Source organism: Candidatus Tisiphia endosymbiont of Hybos culiciformis (genome assembly GCF_964030975.1).
GTDB lineage: Bacteria > Pseudomonadota > Alphaproteobacteria > Rickettsiales > Rickettsiaceae > Tisiphia.
Genome location: NZ_CAXIQH010000001.1, coordinates 258,442 through 276,096, shown reverse-complemented (window position 1 = coordinate 276,096; position 17,655 = coordinate 258,442). Strand labels below are relative to the sequence as shown.

The 17,655-nt window shown below is 32.8% G+C and carries 19 protein-coding genes; 8 read left to right on the top strand and 11 right to left on the bottom strand.

Annotation, left to right across the window (positions count from 1 at the left end):
• Positions 1 to 376: 376 nt before the first annotated feature.
• Positions 377 to 919: a disulfide bond formation protein B gene (locus tag ACQH2P_RS01655; protein ID WP_425362740.1), complete on the top strand. Its 543-nt coding sequence runs from the start codon at positions 377 to 379 to the stop codon at positions 917 to 919.
• 222 nt (positions 920 to 1,141) lie between these two features.
• Here ACQH2P_RS01655 and trhO read toward each other — a convergent pair whose 3' ends face one another.
• The gene (trhO, locus tag ACQH2P_RS01650) at positions 1,142 to 1,897 is read right to left on the bottom strand and encodes an oxygen-dependent tRNA uridine(34) hydroxylase TrhO (RefSeq protein ID WP_425362739.1); all 756 of its coding nucleotides are present in this window, start codon (positions 1,895 to 1,897) and stop codon (positions 1,142 to 1,144) included.
• Between the two features lie 306 nt (positions 1,898 to 2,203).
• Entirely contained in the window at positions 2,204 to 3,760 is a 1,557-nt protein-coding gene (locus ACQH2P_RS01645; RefSeq protein ID WP_425362738.1) for a Do family serine endopeptidase, read from the bottom strand.
• Here ACQH2P_RS01645 and ACQH2P_RS01640 point away from each other — a divergent pair.
• Positions 3,752 to 3,961, top strand: coding sequence for a hypothetical protein (locus ACQH2P_RS01640; protein ID WP_425362737.1), 210 nt, complete (start codon positions 3,752 to 3,754; stop codon positions 3,959 to 3,961). The genes ACQH2P_RS01645 and ACQH2P_RS01640 overlap by 9 nt on opposite strands.
• Positions 3,962 to 4,005: 44 nt before the next feature.
• On the opposite strand, the gene hflC is transcribed toward ACQH2P_RS01640, so the two are convergent.
• A complete protein-coding gene (gene hflC, locus ACQH2P_RS01635; protein ID WP_425362736.1) occupies positions 4,006 to 4,863 on the bottom strand; it encodes a protease modulator HflC in 858 nt (285 codons plus the stop codon).
• A gap of 6 nt (positions 4,864 to 4,869) precedes the next feature.
• Positions 4,870 to 5,925, bottom strand: a complete 1,056-nt coding sequence (hflK, locus tag ACQH2P_RS01630; protein WP_425362735.1) for an FtsH protease activity modulator HflK — start codon at positions 5,923 to 5,925, stop codon at positions 4,870 to 4,872.
• A gap of 169 nt (positions 5,926 to 6,094) precedes the next feature.
• Here hflK and ACQH2P_RS01625 point away from each other — a divergent pair, with 169 nt between their 5' ends.
• Both ACQH2P_RS01625 and lipA read left to right on the top strand, forming a co-directional pair.
• Positions 6,095 to 7,090, top strand: coding sequence for an Mrp/NBP35 family ATP-binding protein (locus ACQH2P_RS01625; protein ID WP_425362734.1), 996 nt, complete (start codon positions 6,095 to 6,097; stop codon positions 7,088 to 7,090).
• 128 nt (positions 7,091 to 7,218) lie between these two features.
• A complete protein-coding gene (gene lipA, locus ACQH2P_RS01620) occupies positions 7,219 to 8,157 on the top strand; it encodes a lipoyl synthase (RefSeq protein WP_425362733.1) in 939 nt (312 codons plus the stop codon).
• A 220-nt stretch (positions 8,158 to 8,377) separates the two neighbouring features.
• Here lipA and ACQH2P_RS01615 read toward each other — a convergent pair whose 3' ends face one another.
• Positions 8,378 to 8,509 (bottom strand): hypothetical protein, encoded by a 132-nt coding sequence (locus tag ACQH2P_RS01615; RefSeq protein WP_425362732.1) that lies wholly within the window; start codon positions 8,507 to 8,509, stop codon positions 8,378 to 8,380.
• A gap of 45 nt (positions 8,510 to 8,554) precedes the next feature.
• On the opposite strand from ACQH2P_RS01615, the gene ACQH2P_RS01610 reads away from it, so the two are divergent.
• A complete protein-coding gene (locus tag ACQH2P_RS01610; RefSeq protein WP_425362731.1) occupies positions 8,555 to 9,118 on the top strand; it encodes a phospholipase D family nuclease in 564 nt (187 codons plus the stop codon).
• Between the two features lie 130 nt (positions 9,119 to 9,248).
• Entirely contained in the window at positions 9,249 to 10,571 is a 1,323-nt protein-coding gene (locus ACQH2P_RS01605; protein ID WP_425362593.1) for an IS5 family transposase, read from the top strand.
• Between the two features lie 98 nt (positions 10,572 to 10,669).
• Here ACQH2P_RS01605 and ACQH2P_RS01600 read toward each other — a convergent pair whose 3' ends face one another.
• Both ACQH2P_RS01600 and ACQH2P_RS01595 read right to left on the bottom strand, forming a co-directional pair.
• Positions 10,670 to 11,893, bottom strand: a complete 1,224-nt coding sequence (locus ACQH2P_RS01600; RefSeq protein WP_425362497.1) for an IS256 family transposase — start codon at positions 11,891 to 11,893, stop codon at positions 10,670 to 10,672.
• Between the two features lie 244 nt (positions 11,894 to 12,137).
• On the bottom strand, positions 12,138 to 12,611 hold the full coding sequence (locus ACQH2P_RS01595) for a hypothetical protein (protein ID WP_425362730.1): 474 nt from the start codon (positions 12,609 to 12,611) through the stop codon (positions 12,138 to 12,140).
• Positions 12,612 to 12,677: 66 nt separating this feature from the next.
• Here ACQH2P_RS01595 and ACQH2P_RS01590 point away from each other — a divergent pair, with 66 nt between their 5' ends.
• Entirely contained in the window at positions 12,678 to 13,067 is a 390-nt protein-coding gene (locus ACQH2P_RS01590; protein ID WP_425362660.1) for a hypothetical protein, read from the top strand.
• Complete coding sequence (gene tnpB, locus ACQH2P_RS01585; protein WP_425362591.1) at positions 13,055 to 13,408, top strand: IS66 family insertion sequence element accessory protein TnpB; 354 nt, start codon at positions 13,055 to 13,057, stop codon at positions 13,406 to 13,408. The genes ACQH2P_RS01590 and tnpB overlap by 13 nt, the downstream gene beginning before the upstream one ends.
• Here tnpB and ACQH2P_RS01580 read toward each other — a convergent pair.
• From ACQH2P_RS01580 to ACQH2P_RS01565, 4 genes are all read right to left on the bottom strand, one after another.
• Positions 13,405 to 14,514 (bottom strand): IS66 family transposase, encoded by a 1,110-nt coding sequence (locus ACQH2P_RS01580; RefSeq protein WP_425362670.1) that lies wholly within the window; start codon positions 14,512 to 14,514, stop codon positions 13,405 to 13,407. The two genes, tnpB and ACQH2P_RS01580, sit on opposite strands and share 4 nt — an antisense overlap.
• A 38-nt stretch (positions 14,515 to 14,552) precedes the next feature.
• Positions 14,553 to 14,786, bottom strand: coding sequence for a hypothetical protein (locus tag ACQH2P_RS01575; RefSeq protein ID WP_425362621.1), 234 nt, complete (start codon positions 14,784 to 14,786; stop codon positions 14,553 to 14,555).
• Positions 14,787 to 14,816: 30 nt separating this feature from the next.
• Positions 14,817 to 15,050, bottom strand: a complete 234-nt coding sequence (locus ACQH2P_RS01570; RefSeq protein WP_425362589.1) for a hypothetical protein — start codon at positions 15,048 to 15,050, stop codon at positions 14,817 to 14,819.
• A 147-nt stretch (positions 15,051 to 15,197) separates the two neighbouring features.
• Positions 15,198 to 17,624, bottom strand: a complete 2,427-nt coding sequence (locus ACQH2P_RS01565) for a hypothetical protein (RefSeq protein WP_425362729.1) — start codon at positions 17,622 to 17,624, stop codon at positions 15,198 to 15,200.
• Positions 17,625 to 17,655: the final 31 nt, after the last annotated feature.

The following is a 17,655-nucleotide window of genomic DNA, read 5'->3' as shown; positions in this document are numbered from 1 at the left end:
TGAAAAATTGGTTCCACAAAACTTCACACTAGTGTCCAAGTAAAATCAGCACATCAAATAGCGTCATTGCGAGGAGGCATAAACCGACGAAGCAATTGTAAGTTGTCATTCCCGCGAAGGCGGGAATCTAGATACCTGCTTTCGCAGGGATGACACAAAACGTAATTGCTTCGTCGCCACTAAAGTGGCTTCTCGCAATGACGTCAGTTTACTATGACTAAGTGCTATTCGGATTAGCTATATGTTCCAATTCTCCAAATCATTTGCGTATACCAAGATTATAAGTATACATGGTTTTATGTAAATTTATAAATTTATCTCTTGAGTTTTTTATAATATTCTTAGACAATAGCAGCTTAAAAATTAGTATTTACTTATGACTATTCCTTCTATTGTCCATTTTATTCGTAAAGACAGCTTTAGAGTCTTACATATAGCCCTAATTTGTACATGCATCTTTGCCTTATTTTTAGCTTATTTTATCGAATATATACTACATTTTACACCTTGTCCTTTGTGTATTTATCAAAGATTCCCATATTTATTTATCATCAAGATTTCAGTTGTAGCACTAATTATTAAAAAAATAAGCAAATATACTTTATTTTTTATCGTTCTAAACTTATTAGGTGCTTGCATATTAGCAGGCTATCATAGTGCCGTGGAAAGAGGAATAATTGCACCAAGCACTCTTTGTTCAACTTTAATCCATATTCCAAAACACTTATCCATCCAAAATATTAAAGAGATATTTTATAGCCAACCGGTCACGACTTGTACCAAAGCAACAGTTAAATTATTTGGTATGTCCATGACAGAATGGAATTTACTGCTAAACCTCTCTTTATTACTAGGGGTACTCCTTATTTGGTTTTATCCTAATAGTGCTAAATCTGAAAACAATATCACTATAGAATAAAATGTGACTAGCACTAAGTATAAATTTAAAAAAATATAATAATTTTTTAAATAACTTGACGGAGGGAATCTAGATACCTGCTTTCGCAGGTATGACATCTTTCATAGGTATGACATCACAGTTTTAGTGCCATTCCCGCACTCCCTTGTCATTCCCGCGTATGCGAGAATCTAGAACCATACTTTCGCGGGAAGGAAACCTTTTGCGTTTTAACATAATATATCAATCAGCACGTTGCAACCAATGCCCTTCAGCTGGCGACAAGTCACTTGCTACAGCTCTCCTATCATCAAATACAAAACACTCTCCCTGCCATAGATTGCTACGATTATGTGTATCTTCTAGATATTGTAAAATACCACCTTTAAGATGGTACACATCATTAAAGCCAAGTTTCTTTAAGTAGGCTGTTGATTTTTCACACCTAATTCCACCAGTACAATACATCGCTATTTTCTTCCCAACAAGTAAGTCTTTATTTTGTTCTACCCATTTTGGGAATTGTTTAAACGTCTCTGTCTTTGGGTCTATAGCACCTTTGAAAGTACCGATACATACTTCATAGTCATTCCTAGTATCTATTACTACCACATTATTTTGGCTAACAAACTTGTCCCAATCATTTGGCTCAATATATTCTCCCTTAAGACTAGCAATATCAATATCTCCAACTGCCATAGCAATGATTTCTTTTTTAAGCCTTACTCTTAATTTTTGGAAAGGATGAATGTCACAGTAATTTATTTTAATATTTACATCTTCTGCTAACGTAAGGCTGATAATTTCATCTAGTAAAAAACTTACCTGTTCTTTTGTACCAGAAATTGAACCATTAAACCCTTCAAGAGCTAAAAGAATAGTACCTCTAACGCCTCTTTTCTTGCCAAGATGTAAAATCTTTGGTAACAAAACCTCAAGATTTTCTAGTTTAGTAAAACTATAAAAACTTAATACTGATATTTTAACATTATTATCCATAGTAAAAATTATATTTTAGAAATTTAAAAAGCTTGTAAGTTGTCATCCCCACATAAGCGGGAATCTAGATACCTGCTTACGCAGGGATGACATCACAGTTTTAGTGCCATTCCTGCACCATAGTACCCTACATTTTTTATTCTATCGTAAAAATAGCAAAAAAAGGATACTATGCTACACAATCGTCATTGCGAGGAGTGTGTAAGCACGACGAAGCAATCCACTTCTGGTATTTTGGATTGCTTCGTCGCTTAAAGTAGCTCCTCGCAATGACATTTAAGAACTTATTCGGATTAGCTATATAAGTCAATTTGTTACCGGCAAAGCTATAAACAGAGACACACCCCGTCTCTGTACCAACAAAATTATATTTTGTTTTTTAATATTTCGTGCATTCTCATATAATAAATTTAATTGCTCTATAGAAACTATTGGCTGCTGATTGCATGCTACTACTAAATCACCAATTTTAAATTTATAATTTTTCTCATCCTTAGGAAGGTCAGTTACAATAATACCATTGGCTTTACTACCAATGGCAAATTTTTGTTTAAGATTATCGGATAAATTACTGAAAGTAATATTACTTTTTACAATAGAGGTTTTATCACTCACCTCATCGCTTACTTTTCTAGGCTCTGGTTCCTCTTCCTGACTAATCTTACCATTTAGCTCGTGATTCTTACCATCGCGTACGATAACAATTTTTACCTCTTGATCAACAGTAGCTTCAGCAACCATTACCTGTAACCTTCTTGAACTTGTTATTGGTTGCCCAGCAAACTCTATTATTACATCTCCAGGCTTTATACCAAATTTTTCACCTGAACCATCCTTTTGTACTTCCACTACTAATGCTCCTGAGGTTTCTTTTAGCCCAAATCCTTCAGCTATTTCATTAGTTACTTCTTGAATTATTACTCCAAGCCCACCGCGATTAATTTTCCCATTTTGCCTTAGCTGGTTAACAATTGATCTGGTAGTATTAGATGGAATGGCAAATCCAATACCAATATTAGTTCCAGAAGGTGAGAACATTACCGTATTGACTCCTATAACTTCGCCATTAATATTAAACATTGGTCCACCAGAATTACCATTATTGATAGCCGCATCAGTTTGTATAAAATCATCTACTATGCCACTATCAATATCGCGTCCTTTTGAAGATATGATACCAACAGTTACAGTTCCCCCAAGTCTACCAAAAGGATTACCAATCGCAATAACCCAATCCCCTACCCTAGCCTTACCAGAATCACCAAATTTTACGAAAGGCAAAGGACTTTCTGCCTCAATTTTTAAAAGAGCAAGATCGGTTTTTTGATCACTACCTACCAATTTAGCTGACATCTCTCTATTATCAGTTAATTTTACGTGTATCTCATCCGCATTAGCAACTACATGATGGTTAGTAACAATAAAACCAGCCGAATCTATAATAAAACCAGAACCAAGGGGAACAGATTTAGGGTTTGAATACATCTCATCAAAATTAAAAGGTAGATTAAAACGCTCCAAAAGTTCATTTAAATAATCGAACGGAAAATATTCAAAAGATTTCTTATGAAAATCTTCTGATTTCTGGTCTGATTTTTGACTATATTGCACTGTATACACATTTACCACAGCCGGGATAAGTGGCTCAACAATGTCTGCAAAACTATATTTATAGGGTTCAACTTTTACTGGCACTGACTGTAAATTACTAGATTCCTCAGGAGCAGCAGCATCCTTAGTTAATGGAATTTGATTTAACGAAATATCTTCAGCAAAAGCAGAAAATGCTAGCCATAGGCTCATCAGCAGAGCTATAACCAAATATTTCAGTAAATTATTACACTTAATAATATTTTGAACCATATCATCTATCTAATTAACACAATCTGTCAATTATTTGCAAAAATTGACCGTAGTTTAAACCTGTCCATATACTCAAATATTTCCTTACAGGAACTTATACGTAAAACGTCATTGCGAGGAGCTACTTTAGTAGCGACGAAGCAATCCAGGAAAGTGATTAGAAATGGATTGCTTCGTCGGCTCACACCTCCCTCGCAATGACGCCAGTTTACTATGGCTAAATGCTAATCGGGTTAACTAAATTACTATTTCCCTAAATTTAAATATCTAAATAACTCCGCTTCTGGAGACAATACAAAAGAAGTATCATCTTTCTTTAAAGTATTCTTATATACTTCCAACGATCTATAAAATTTATAAAATTCTGGATCAACAGAATAAGCAAGGTTATATATCTTGGCTGACTCCCTATCACCTTCTCCTTTGATAATTTGAGATTGCATATAAGCTTCAGCAAGCAATATTTTACTTTCTTTGTCAGCTCTGGATCTTATACGGGCTGCTTCTTCTTGCCCTTCAGCTCTTATTTGAGTCGCCTCTTTTTCACGAGCAGTTTGCATACGGCGATAAATTGCCGCACTATTTTCTTTCGGCAAATCAGCTCTTAAAATTCTAACATCAATTACATCAAGTCCAAAATTTCTTGCCTCTTGATTAACTTGATTTAAGATATTTGACATTATTTCAGACCTTTCACTGGTAAGAAGGCTAGTTAAAGGTAATCTACCTATAACTTTTCTCATCGAAGATTCTAGGTTTTTATTAAGCCTAATTTTAACCCCCTGATAGTTATGAACAGTTTTGTAAAACATCACAGGATCAACAATACGAAATTTGGCAAAAGCATCAACGATTACCCTTTTCCCATCAGAAGCAGTTAGTTCCTTTGCCTCTGCCTCTACATTTAAGATACGTTTATCAAAAAATTCAACATTTTGAATAAATGGAATCTTGACATTTAATCCAGGACTCTCAATTGTCCTTACCGCTTCGCCAAATTGAAATACTACAGCAGAATGGCGTTGGTCAACAGTAAACAAAGCACTAATAACTGATAGGAATAATACAAGAGCTACAAAACTTATATAATAAATTGTCTTCATCTGGCACTACTCCTTAATTTTATTTTGCTGAATTGCCATATGCGGCAAAACGCCATTAGTACCCATAATAACCTTGCTGGTACCCATTAGAACTTTTTCTATAGTTTCCAGATAAAGACGATCCTTAGTTATCGATTTATTAGCAACATATTGTGTATAGACAGCAGCGAATCTCTTACTATCTCCTTCAGACTTTGAAATAACTTCTTGTCTGTAACCTTCTGCTTCTTGCACTATTTTAGCCGCTTCACCCCTTGCTTTAGGTAAAATATCATTATTATAGGATTGTGCTTGGTTTATCTCACGTTCTTTATCAGCTTTAGAAGTTTGTACATCCCTATAAGCATCGATTACTTCAGCTGGTGGTTCAGCTTTTAGTAACTGCACTTTTTCAATACCAACACCAGCATTATAATGCTCAAGGATTTTTTGAGTTAAAGCTTCAATTTTATTAGTTATTTCTTGTTTCTGGTCTGATAATATTGAAGAGATAGGAGTATTGCCAATAACTTCTCTTATCGCACTTTCAGCAACTGTTTTTACCGAATCCTCTGGATTGACAATATTAAAAATATATTTTTCCAAATCACTAATATGCCACATTACGTCACAATTTAGTGCCACAATATTCTCGTCGCCTGTAAGCATAGTACTCTCAGCCGTCATAGCTTTTGTACTATCCATATTAGGTTTAAGGTTACTTGTTGATCTATAACCAATCTCAATTCTCCGAGATTGGTTTACCTTCTCAACTACTACCTGTTCAAACGGCAAAGGAAGGTGATAATTCAAACCAGGAGATCCTTTGCGAACAAACTTACCAAACCTCATTACAGCTGCTTCTTCTCCTTCCTTAACTTCATAAACTCCGGAAGCAAACCAAATGCCAACTAATGATAAAAATACTAATATCATTATATTGTTGTTGAAACCAAAGTTATTGAAAAACTCGTGAAAATTAAACTTATTTTTTTTCCTTGGTCTAGTAAATATATTATATTCACTTTTTTCTTCCTCTTCGGAATCTCCCCAAGGGGATTTTTTTAAAATTTGATTAAACATTTTCTGCTATTGCTATTTTGTTAATTTGTATATTATATCACTAAATATAGTTAGCACTAATATCTTATAAAATAAATCTAGTATATAATTATATCTTGTATCTCTAACTGCGTCAAGTTCGTTACCAAAAAAACCTAACCTATTATAATATAACTTTAATTTAAAAACGATGATTGATATAAACCAACAACAAATATTAAATAAAATTTCCAATATTACCTTTAGTGACAATACGAAATTAATCGATATTATATCTAACATTGTAATTAAGGATAAAAATATTGGATTTGCAATTGATATTTTTGGCAAGAACCTTAAGGAAGTAGATGAAATAAAAATTAAAGCCATCAATAAATTAAATGAAATAGCTAATATCGGCAAAATAACCATAGCTTTGACTAGCAGCAAAAACTTAGCTAAGAAATCAACTAATCCAAAAGTTAAATATTTCATTGATGGAGTAAAAAAGGTAATATTGGTGGCATCTGGTAAAGGGGGAGTTGGTAAATCTACTATAACCGCATTGATAGCCGAACAATTAAATCTTGAAGGATATAAAGTAGGAATAGTGGATGCTGATATTTATGGTCCGTCAATTCCACAAATATTTGGTATTAGTGATGTACCAGAAATAGTGTATAATAAAATGACCCCTTTAAAATCGCGGGGCATTGAAATTATTTCTATTGGATTTCTTATTCATAATAATTCTGCTATTGTTTGGCGTGGTCCAATGGCTAGCAAGACAATTTACCAGCTATTATCTCTCACTCATTGGCAGGAGTTAGATTATTTAATTATTGACATGCCCCCTGGTACCGGTGATATTCACTTGAGTATTTTAGAAAATTACCAATTAGATGGAGTAATAATAGTAACCACTCCACAAAAAATGGCGGCAATAGATGTCGTTAGGTCAATTGATTTATACAAAAAATTTAACTTACCAATTTTAGGTATTATAGAAAATATGAGCTATTTAATTGAAGCAAGCTCAGGAAAGAAAACCCAGATATTTAGTGGCAATAGTGGAGAAAATTTTGCCAAAGAGTATAATATACCTTTAATCTGTAAGATTCCTATTGAACCGAAATTATCCTATAATTGTGATAATAGTATTTGCCTTACAGATATAATTAAACTACCAATAAAACAATTTGTTTAATAATTCACCTTAGCATGGTATTTAAAAATCATAGAAAAAACAGCCTGGCGTCATTGCGAACGTATTGTCCTTTTCTGCAACTTTTAAATTGCCATAGGGGTTATGCGTAAGTTAATAAGTAGGATTATATGTCAAACATAGTCAAAATAGAAGAAATACCAACTATTAAAAGACCTGATTGGATAAAGGTTAAAGCACCAAACTCACATCAATATCATGATACAAGAAAGATAATTGAGAGTTTAAAATTAAATACAGTCTGTCAAGAGGCTGCCTGCCCTAATATAGGAGAATGTTGGGCAAAAAAACATGCTACGGTTATGATTTTGGGATCTGTCTGTACTCGTTCCTGCCGTTTTTGTAATGTTAAAACTGGTCGTCCCGATTTACTCGATCCGCATGAGCCACAAAGATTAGCTCAAGCTGTGATGAAATTAGGGCTTGAACATGTGGTAATTACTTCAGTTGATCGGGATGATTTAGATGATGGTGGAGCTGAACATTTTGCCAATTGTATAAAAGAAATAAGACTAGCTTCTCCTAATACTACGATTGAAGTTTTAACACCAGATTTTCTTAAGAAAGATGGAGCAGCTGACATAGTGGTATCAGCAAAACCTGATGTTTACAATCATAATGTAGAAACAGTACCTTCTTTGTACAAAACTATTAGACCAGGAGCTAGGTATTACAATTCATTAAGTCTTTTGCATAATGTAAAAAAATTAGATCCTGAGATTTTTACTAAATCAGGCATGATGGTTGGGCTTGGAGAATCGAATGATGAAATTATGCAAGTGATGGACGATTTAAGGGAAGCTAAAGTTGATTTCTTAACTATCGGGCAATATTTACAACCAACCAAAAATCATGCAGCAGTTGCTAGATATGTTTCTCCAGAAGAATTTAAATATTTGGAAAGAATAGCCAAGGTCAAAGGGTTTTCGATGGTTTCTGCCAGTCCATTAACCCGTTCTTCTTATCATGCTGGCGATGACTTTCAAAAATTGAAGGATAATATCAAATCCAAAGATTATATAGCTAACCCGATTAGTATTTATCCATAGTAAACTTACGTCATTGCGAAAAGGCGTAAGCCAACGAAGCAATCTAATGAATATGGATTGCCACGACCACTACGTGGTCTCGCAATGACGAGTACTTTTACCCAAACGTCATTGCGAGGAGCTACTTATAGTAGCGACGAAGCAATCCATAAAAATGACTAGATTTAGATTGCTTCGTCACAGCAAAGCTACTTCTCACTAATAGGCGGAGTTAATAGGGTTAGCTATAGTAATTTATAGTGAAACCTATTGAATTAGGTGATACAAACTTTGTGTCATACCTGCGAAAGCAGGTATCTAGATTCCCGCCTACGCGGGAATGACAACTTACAATCGTTATGTTCTTTATCACCTAATCCTATGAGCATAACTATAGATACTGTAAACATTATAGAAAATGAAAAAAATATTAAAAAAACACAATCTAAAATTACCAGTGATAATATCGTTCTTACTCGGTATTGCTACTGGAGTAGGCTATAATGAAATAAGCCCTACAGCTTCTTGGCATAGTTTTCACAATGAAACTGATAATTTAAATGTTTGTTTTACCCCTCCATCTGGTTGTGGCTCATTAATAGCACAAGAAATATCTAAGGCTAAGGATAGTATCTATATTCAAGCATTTGGTTTAACTTCACAAAAGATAGTCGATCAATTAATTAAGGCTAAACAAAATGGTGTTGAAATAAGGGTATTATTGGATCGTAGTAACTTACATGACAGATATTCTAAAATGCATGAATTAAAACGGGCTGGTATTGATGTATCAATAGATAAAGTACCAGGTATTGCTCACAATAAAATTATGATTATTGATAAAAGTAAGGTGATTACCGGTAGCTTTAATTTTACTAACGCGGCTGATAATAGAAATGCTGAAAATGTTTTATTAATAGAAAATAGTGATATTGCAGAAACTTATCTGCAAAGCTGGCTTAGCCGTCGAGCAAAGAATTAGTACACCTAGCTAGTCTCCCCGTCAAAAGTCTAGAAGGATAATATATAATATGGTTAGCGGGTAAAAATATCTAGATAATCCATAAGAAAATGCTATAATATTGGCAGAAACCTTATGGATTGTATGAATTATGCCGATAGAAGATATAATAAAATCCCAAAAACAAGGACAGCTTTTTGGTTATAAATTGACCGAAGAATTAAACCCTAATAACAAGTTATATAAATTAAGATCGTTAATAAATTGGACTGTTTTAGAGGAATGGTTATTGACAAATGTTAATATCAAGAAATTTGGTAGGAATCGCAGATGTCACAGGTTATTACTTGGAGTAACTATGCTGCAAGCGATGTATAACCTGTCAGATGCTGCAGCTGAAGAAGAGCTGAGAGAGAACGTATATTGGCAATATTTTTGTGGTTGGGAATATTTGCAGAAAGATGCTGAGATATCAGAAGCTAGTATACGAAGGTTTCGTGCTATATTAGGGGAAGAAGGATATAATGAGATATTAAAAGAATTAACAAGAATTGGTTGCAAAGTCGGAGTGCTTAAAAAAAAAGACTTAGCATCGATAATCGTTGATACTACAGTACAAATTAAGAATATTAAGTATCCTCATGATGTGTATTTGATGGATAAGGCAAGAATAGAGCTAGTAAAGTTATGTCATACTTTAGGCATTAAGTTACATGAGACATATGCCAAGCAATATAAAAAAGACATAGTAAAATTATGGAAATATAAGGATAATAGTAAAGCCAAAAAACGTAAGAAGGTAATGCAACATTTAAAGATATTGCTGGGTCGTTTAATAAGAATATGTCAGCGAGAAATAGCAAAAACAAAGTTAAGTTTGTCATTAAAGCAGCAAGAAATACTAAATAAGATTAAAAAGATTCAGGCACAATCTATACTGAGTAAAGCAGAGAAAGAGCGATATAAGGAGGATAATAAAGTATTATATAGTTTTCACGCACCGGAGGTAGAGTGCATAGGTAAAGGGAAATTAAACAAACCCTATGAGTTTGGTAACAAGGTTTCGATAGCAGTAAGTGGTCGAGGTAATTTTGTATTAGCGGCCAAATCATTTCATGGCAATCCATATGATGGTCATACATTATCGCAGACTGTAGAGGTTGTAAAGAAATTAACAGGAGTGGGAATAGCCAGGACATTTGTTGATTTAGGCTATAAGGGGAATAATTTTAAAGAAAAAGACAAGGTGTATAGCCCATATTGCAAGAAGAAGCTATCCTCAGATGATAAGGCAATGATCAAGAGAAGAAGTGCTATAGAGCCGATAATAGGACACCTTAAGCATTATGGTAGAGTTGGCAGAAATTACTTAAAAGGAGTAATAGGAGATATAATAAATCCGTTAATTTCCGCTGTAGGATTGAACTTACGGTGTATTGCTAATCACCTGCTCAAAACAAATTTTTCTACATAAAAATTAGCAAATAAAGAAAATTAATCAAACGATTACAAAATCGTTAACAAAACGTCAGGCTCTGTCCAGAAAAGTGTGTAAATTTCCAAAATAGGTCATTAAATTTTGTTAAGCCTATCTTCAAATTTGATCATCAAATGAGCCATAGCTTCATTCCAGTTGGGAATAGGCATAGTCCATTTTTTGGTCATATAGTCAATTGTCAAATATAAGCTTTTAAAAACAGCACTATCACTAGGGAAAACACGCTTATTATTTGTTACTTTACGCAATTGACTATTAACAGATTCAACTGAATTAGTGGTATAAATTACCTTTCTAATTGCCTCTGGATATCCTAGAAAAATCATTAAATTATCCCAATGATTATACCATGATTTGGCAATTTGTGGATATTGTTTATTCCATTTTTCTTCAAAATATACTAAAGCTAAATGTGCTTGTTCTTCCGTTGCTGCAGTATATATCGGCTTTAAATCGCTAGCCACCTGCTTCCTATCTTTATATGATACGTATTTTAAACTATTTCTAATCTGATGTACAATACATAATTGATGTTCTGTTTTTGGATAAACTGCTTCTATCGCCTCAGACATACCAGTAAGATTATCACTACAGGCAATCAGTATATCCTTTAATCCTCTATTTTTCATTTCAGTAAAATTACCAAGCCAAAATTTTGCCCCTTCATTTTCACTGATCCATAATCCCAATATATCTTTTCTACCAGATAAATCAATCCCTAATGCAACATATATTGCCTTGTTAATTATCCTTTTGTCTTGCCTAACTTTTACTACTAAACAATCAAAAAATACTATCGGATATATCTCTTCTAACGGTCTACTCTGCCAAGCTTTTACATCATCCATTACATCATCGGTGATCTGACTGATTAAACTCTCACTTATTTCAACACTATACAACTCTTGTAATTGAACCTTAATATCAGATACACTCATACCTTTAGCATATAATGATAAGACTTTATCATCAAAACCATCAAAACGTTTTTGTCTTTTCGGTAGTATTGCTGGTTCAAAGGTACTACGCCTATCTCTTGGTACTTCTATCTCAACCGCTCCATGTTCGGAGATCAGTTTTTTGCTAGTTATACCATTACGAGCATTATCATTATCTACACGACTGTATTTATCATAGCCTAGATGATTATTCAATTCTGACTGCAATGCCTTCTCTATCAAGCGTTTGGTCAATTCTTTTAATAATCCTCCTTCTTTCAGTATTGTGCTTACATCTGTATCATTATCTATTAATAAATCTACTGCTTGCTTTATTGATTCATTTGTTTTTTTATTCATGTAATTTCCTTTTTTGTTATATTTTTATATATAACCTATCTCGAAATTTACACACTTTTCTGGACAGAGCCAAACGTCATGCAAAAATTTTCTAAAAATCATCTTTTTATATCAAAAAATTACATCAGAACAATTAAACTCTAAAATTTTATACAAAAATTTTTTGCTAAGGTGCTAATTTTTGAATTTTTTGCACTTTTGACGGGGAGACTAGCTAAGATGAATTACAGATATCTGTTAACTTTTATGATTCTTCTATTTCTTCCCCCAAGCAACATACTTTATCATATGGGTTAGGATCATATCCTTGAGCAGCGTTTGAAGTACAATCTTCTTCCTGTGTATAATCTTCTGTAGCACCAGAAACTTTCATAACATTAATAGTATTCTTAAGTGCCTTTCTTATACCAGCATGATTAGTTTTGTGATCAAATTCTACTAAAACAACATTATTATCGTTTTCATAAATTTTGCTTGCCCATAACCTAATATCTTCGTTTATTTTAAGTTCTAGAAAAGATTTTCCTAACCTTTTAACCCCATTAGAATCTTTTACTATACCTTTCGTTAAAGCAGTGCTAAATGCTTTCTGCTCAGAGTTCTCTAATGAATTGAACAGAACAGGGGCAATCATAGCATAAATATTATGGTGTTTCTTACCAATATTGACAATATTTTCATCCTTTGTTGTATATGATACATCGTATACTTGCAGCAAAACTGCATAACTCTATCTAATTTTTTTGTTAGTATAAAATTTATTTTATAAATTTGGGTTCCTACTATGCAAATACCATCAATTACTATTGAGCAAGTAGCTCAGCAATTTAAAGCCTGGCGTCAAACTAAAACTAACAAGTTTGATCCCATACCAAACCATCTAAAGGAATTAGTTCGCCAGCTACTCCATCACTATTCTTGCAAAGATATAGCCAAACATCTCAATATTAATAAAACAATAATTAGTTCAATTCAACGTATACTTGCAGCAAAACTGCAACAAGATATTAATTTCCTTCCATTTCAACTAGTAAATTCTATAGATACTGATCCTGTGGCTACTCCCAAACAAAATTACTACACTTGCCACATTATTAAACCAAATGGTACCAAGCTTATTATCCAAACATTGGATCCAAAAATCATAATTCAGACATTTCTATGCTGCAACTAACCCCTCAGTCAGTTATTTTTGTTGCCACTATTGCCATCGACTTTCGTAAGGGTATCGATGGTTTAATAGCTGTTTGCAGACAAAAACTTTCTTCCAACCCTCTTAATGGTTCCTTGTTTTTATTCTATAATAAAAACAGAACTGCCATTAAAATTTTGTCCTTTGATGGTCAAGGCTTTTGGTTATGCTCTAAACGCCTATCCAAAGGTAAATTTACGGCAAAACTTTCCCCATCTGATAATTCATCTTATCAGATTTGTTATAGAACCTTACACATTCTTATTCATAATGGTGATCCTAGTTCTGCCAAACTCTCTAATGATTGGCTTCCTGTCATTTAAGCTGCCGTCTCGATTAATTCCGTATTATTTATATATCTTGCATAGGCAAAAGGCGTATAATTCGTAGGATGCTTCTTTGCTTTGCTGCTCTGCTCTTGCAGCCAATTTAAATATTTAAAGGCATTGATCTCGTTCTCACTACAAGTCTTTACTATACTATACAGACCACTATGTATCTCAGCACTATTGATTGTTTTAAAGAATAATGAATTCTTCCTTTGTAAAATAATGGTACGTAGTGACCTCTCAGCCCAATTATTATCAAGACTGCTAACTGGAATTTTCAAAAATTGCGTCAAACCTTCTTTATTATTTAACCAATATTTCATAGCTTGCCCAAACCTACTATTAGGCTCAACTTTCTTGTCGTTAAATAATTCGTCTATTTTGTTATATATGTTTTCTATATATTTACTGCTATGTTCCTGATGGTACTTCAGCTTTTCCTCAAGGCTCATCTCTTTACATTGATGTTCATTATGGTAAATCCCACCAGTCTGTTTGAGAAAATATCCGCATTCTTCAGGGTAATATGGTTCATTCTCTGTAAATTTTCTCTGCCCATGTGACAAACAATTGATCATCACTATTATTGCCAGTAATTCTTTATCTGCTTCTGATAATACCGGGTTATTATTGTTACTTGCATCAGTCATTAAATGAATAGAATCAGTCCTATTCTTACGATTCTTTAGTACGTTACCAATATTTTCCCCGCCATGCTTATTACCGGTAAAATATAAAACTATCACCTCATTATTTGTAGTTTTAGCACATATAGTAGTGGTATAACAGCTGCGTCCTTTCTTATTTTGAGTACGTAATTTTTTATTGGCTACAGTAATTTCTAAAATCCTGGCTCTAGTATCATCAAGGTTCAGTGAACTACATTCGGCAGCCATTTCCAATAATACCCTGTAAATTTCAGCTCCACCACCTTCTTGCCAAACATCTAAATATTGTTGCCACAACGAGCTATGGGATACAGGAACCCCGCTTAAACTTTGCAACCTAGATAAACGATAGAAGGGAGTACCGTAGGTCTTTTGTAACACTATTGCACTTTTGCTACTATTTGTCCATTTGTTGATATTTTTATTGTTCATAACTGTATAATCGCAAGCATTACAGCGTAACGTTTTCTTTACATATCTGTTGACTGTAATTGGAGCATTACCTGTAAATTGTAGCAATTTTCTAGCTTCACTATTATAGAGTTTACCATTATCACAGTGAGGACAGCTATCACCACTACAAAAATTCTCAGGAGATAAATAGCTGGTATTCGCATCCTGATAATCATCAAATCCATATTTACCTTGCCAATTACTGCGATCTCTCTTCTTGGACTCATCGTACTCTTCTTCATTACCACCATTCTTATTATCAGATTCACTCGGTGGTTCTTTTAATGAATCTGAACTATCTTTTTTTTGTTATCTGCCTTAAAACCAATCATCATCTCCTTAAGCTTATTTATACTGATGTTTGATGATGCTAGCTTGTCTATTAGTTCGTTACAAAATTTCACAAGTTCTATCACCGCTTGCTGATCATCTCCTGTTAATGAACTTGCCTTAATATGTTGTATTAGTTCTTCTCGTTCCTCAGCACTTAAGGTCGCTACTTTTGGCTTTTTCATTTTGATTCATTCATTACGTTTAATAATTGAAATGTTATAGTATAACTGATAGTTTTTCAACCAGTTTTTTTACTAATCGGTGATATTTGCATAGTAGGAACCCAAATTTATAAAATAAATTCATACTACCAAAAAAATTTAATAGAGTTATGCAGTTTTGCTGCAAGTATACGATACATCGTTAGAAATGTGCCAAACTTGATGATTTTCTTTAGGATGATCAGAAGTCTTATCATGAGAAGATCGATTACTCTTTTTAATATTCTGATAATATTGATGTATAATTGTCCAGTGGTTCAAACATTTTGTAACAAAATTTTCTTTGTATGAGGAATCTTCTTGAGTAGTAGCAGTATCTTTAGACTTACCTTCAGAGCTATATTCTTCTAAATCACGATTAGAGCTATCAATATGATCGTTCGCAGAAATCACGATCTGTTGCTCTTCACTAATAGTTTGATTTATAATTTCTAAAGAAAAAGTAACTTCATCATCTTCAGCGATTTTATTAATAACGTTTTTAATTTTACCTTCTGAGTTTGATTTTGTTGTAGAATCTATTGATAATAGATAATACTGACATATATCAAGTATGCTTTGATAAGCACTTGAAAACTCTCCCCTTATGGCCTCACAATCTTTGTATATTTGTTTAATATAACTCCAATTTTCTTTTAGAAATTCTTTATTATCATCATTATCTGCAAATACCTTTAATATAAAACCTAATTTAACCTCATTAAGGTAAATTTTAGGCTCTATTTCATATTGAAAGGATTTACGGGGTTTTAACAAATTTTCTGCCAAATCTAAATAATGTTTAGTTTGAACTAAGTCTTCAATAGTTAAATATAAGTCCGCCACTTTTATGACAGTTATAAGATCTCTCCCTAAAAAATCCTTTTTTAGGAGCTTATCTAAAACTTTTTGATAATCTATTTTTTCTATCTTATTTTTAGACCAATATTTCAAACAACTTAGAATCCTCAAGGTACTTTCAGGCGTGTCACTCTTAAAGTTCGAAGCATTAACTATCTTCTGTATAGTGCCAACACTATACTCCCCTGTTTGCATGATAAATCCATCTGAAAACTCTTTAATAGTTGTACGGATTTCTTGGCTTTGTGTTGAAAAAGCTTGCTTAATTATTTCTAGTTCCTCCTGTATCTTTTTAACAAATGCTCGATCAAAATTATGATATGAAAACAGAGCTATAAATAATTTTTTAGCTTCACCAGATAAATTAAATTTACTAACTAAATGATCAAGAATATCATTTTTAAATGAACCACTTTCTATATTATATAAAGCTATTAATAAACCATATAAATCTTTCCCCATCTGAGTATCATTAGCATATTTCATCAATTCTAATGATACTTTAATTGTTTCTTGTAAATTTCCCTTATGCTTACAGTAATAAAGACGCAGTTTATAAGCGTGGTGTTTATCACTGTTGGTTACACCACTATTATTATCAACGGTTAATTTAACTAGTTCGCGAGTATAATCATCTAATAATTCTTCATCTCTTTTTGTTAATGACCCTATCTTTATATATCGCCATATTAACTCTTCATAGTGAGTTATCTTTAATGAATTTAATGGCATATCTCCTATAATAGAACATATTATGTTTATATAACTATCAGGATATATACCTTTATAACATTCCTTTAGAAACTTATCCACAACACAAACCTGAACTATATAAGATTCATTATTCTTCTGTGATACCCGAAGAAATAACTTCATATGTCTAGGAATTTCATCTATTTTGTTATTTAAGATAACATAGAAACATTCTAAGAGTTTTGCTGATGTCCCTAAAGATTCTGCTGACACTTCCTCTTTCTTGGATACAACTACATATCCTTCTAATTTTTGCGTGGATGTAACTGAATATTCTGCTAATTTTTCCTTTAATTTTTCTACATTTTCATCGTAATTTTTTTGATTAAATTTTTGTAGTATTTCTGAAGCATTCTTAGCCCCTTTTTTATCTTTTAACCATTGAATTAATTTTTTGTTTTGCTGTATGTCTGATTTAGTGTTTAATACATTCTGTAAAGATTCAACCAAATCTAATAATGTTAAGTTATCCTTGTTTAATCTATTAGGATTAAACAAATTTTCACTCAAAACTTTACTATTCAATAAATATTTGATAACAGCTTCCTCGTCTTCCTCTATCTTTAAATGCTCACGAGTTAATATAAGCCTATGTAATATCGACTCACATAGGTTTTTTGTAGCCTCATCTGTTTTTGCAGCTTCATCTGTTTTTTGAACAAAACTAGACAAGAATTGTTCGATAATCTTTATATATTTTTTCTTCTGTCCATTAGTTATATCAACTGCATTGAGGGAAAGTAAAATATGTCTGAGTATAAAATCTCCCATTGTAAATTCATCATGATTACTTAAAGGTGTAAGTAAAACAATTTCTAATTGCTCAGAGTATTTTTGTTGAGGACTAATAGTACTAGCTGGCTCTCCAGTACTTACTGAACTACTAGCTGCTGAGCTGGTACTTGTAGACTTTCTTGGAAGGGGTTTATGTTTTTTTTTCATATAAATAAATTTAACAGCCAAGGGTTGATGA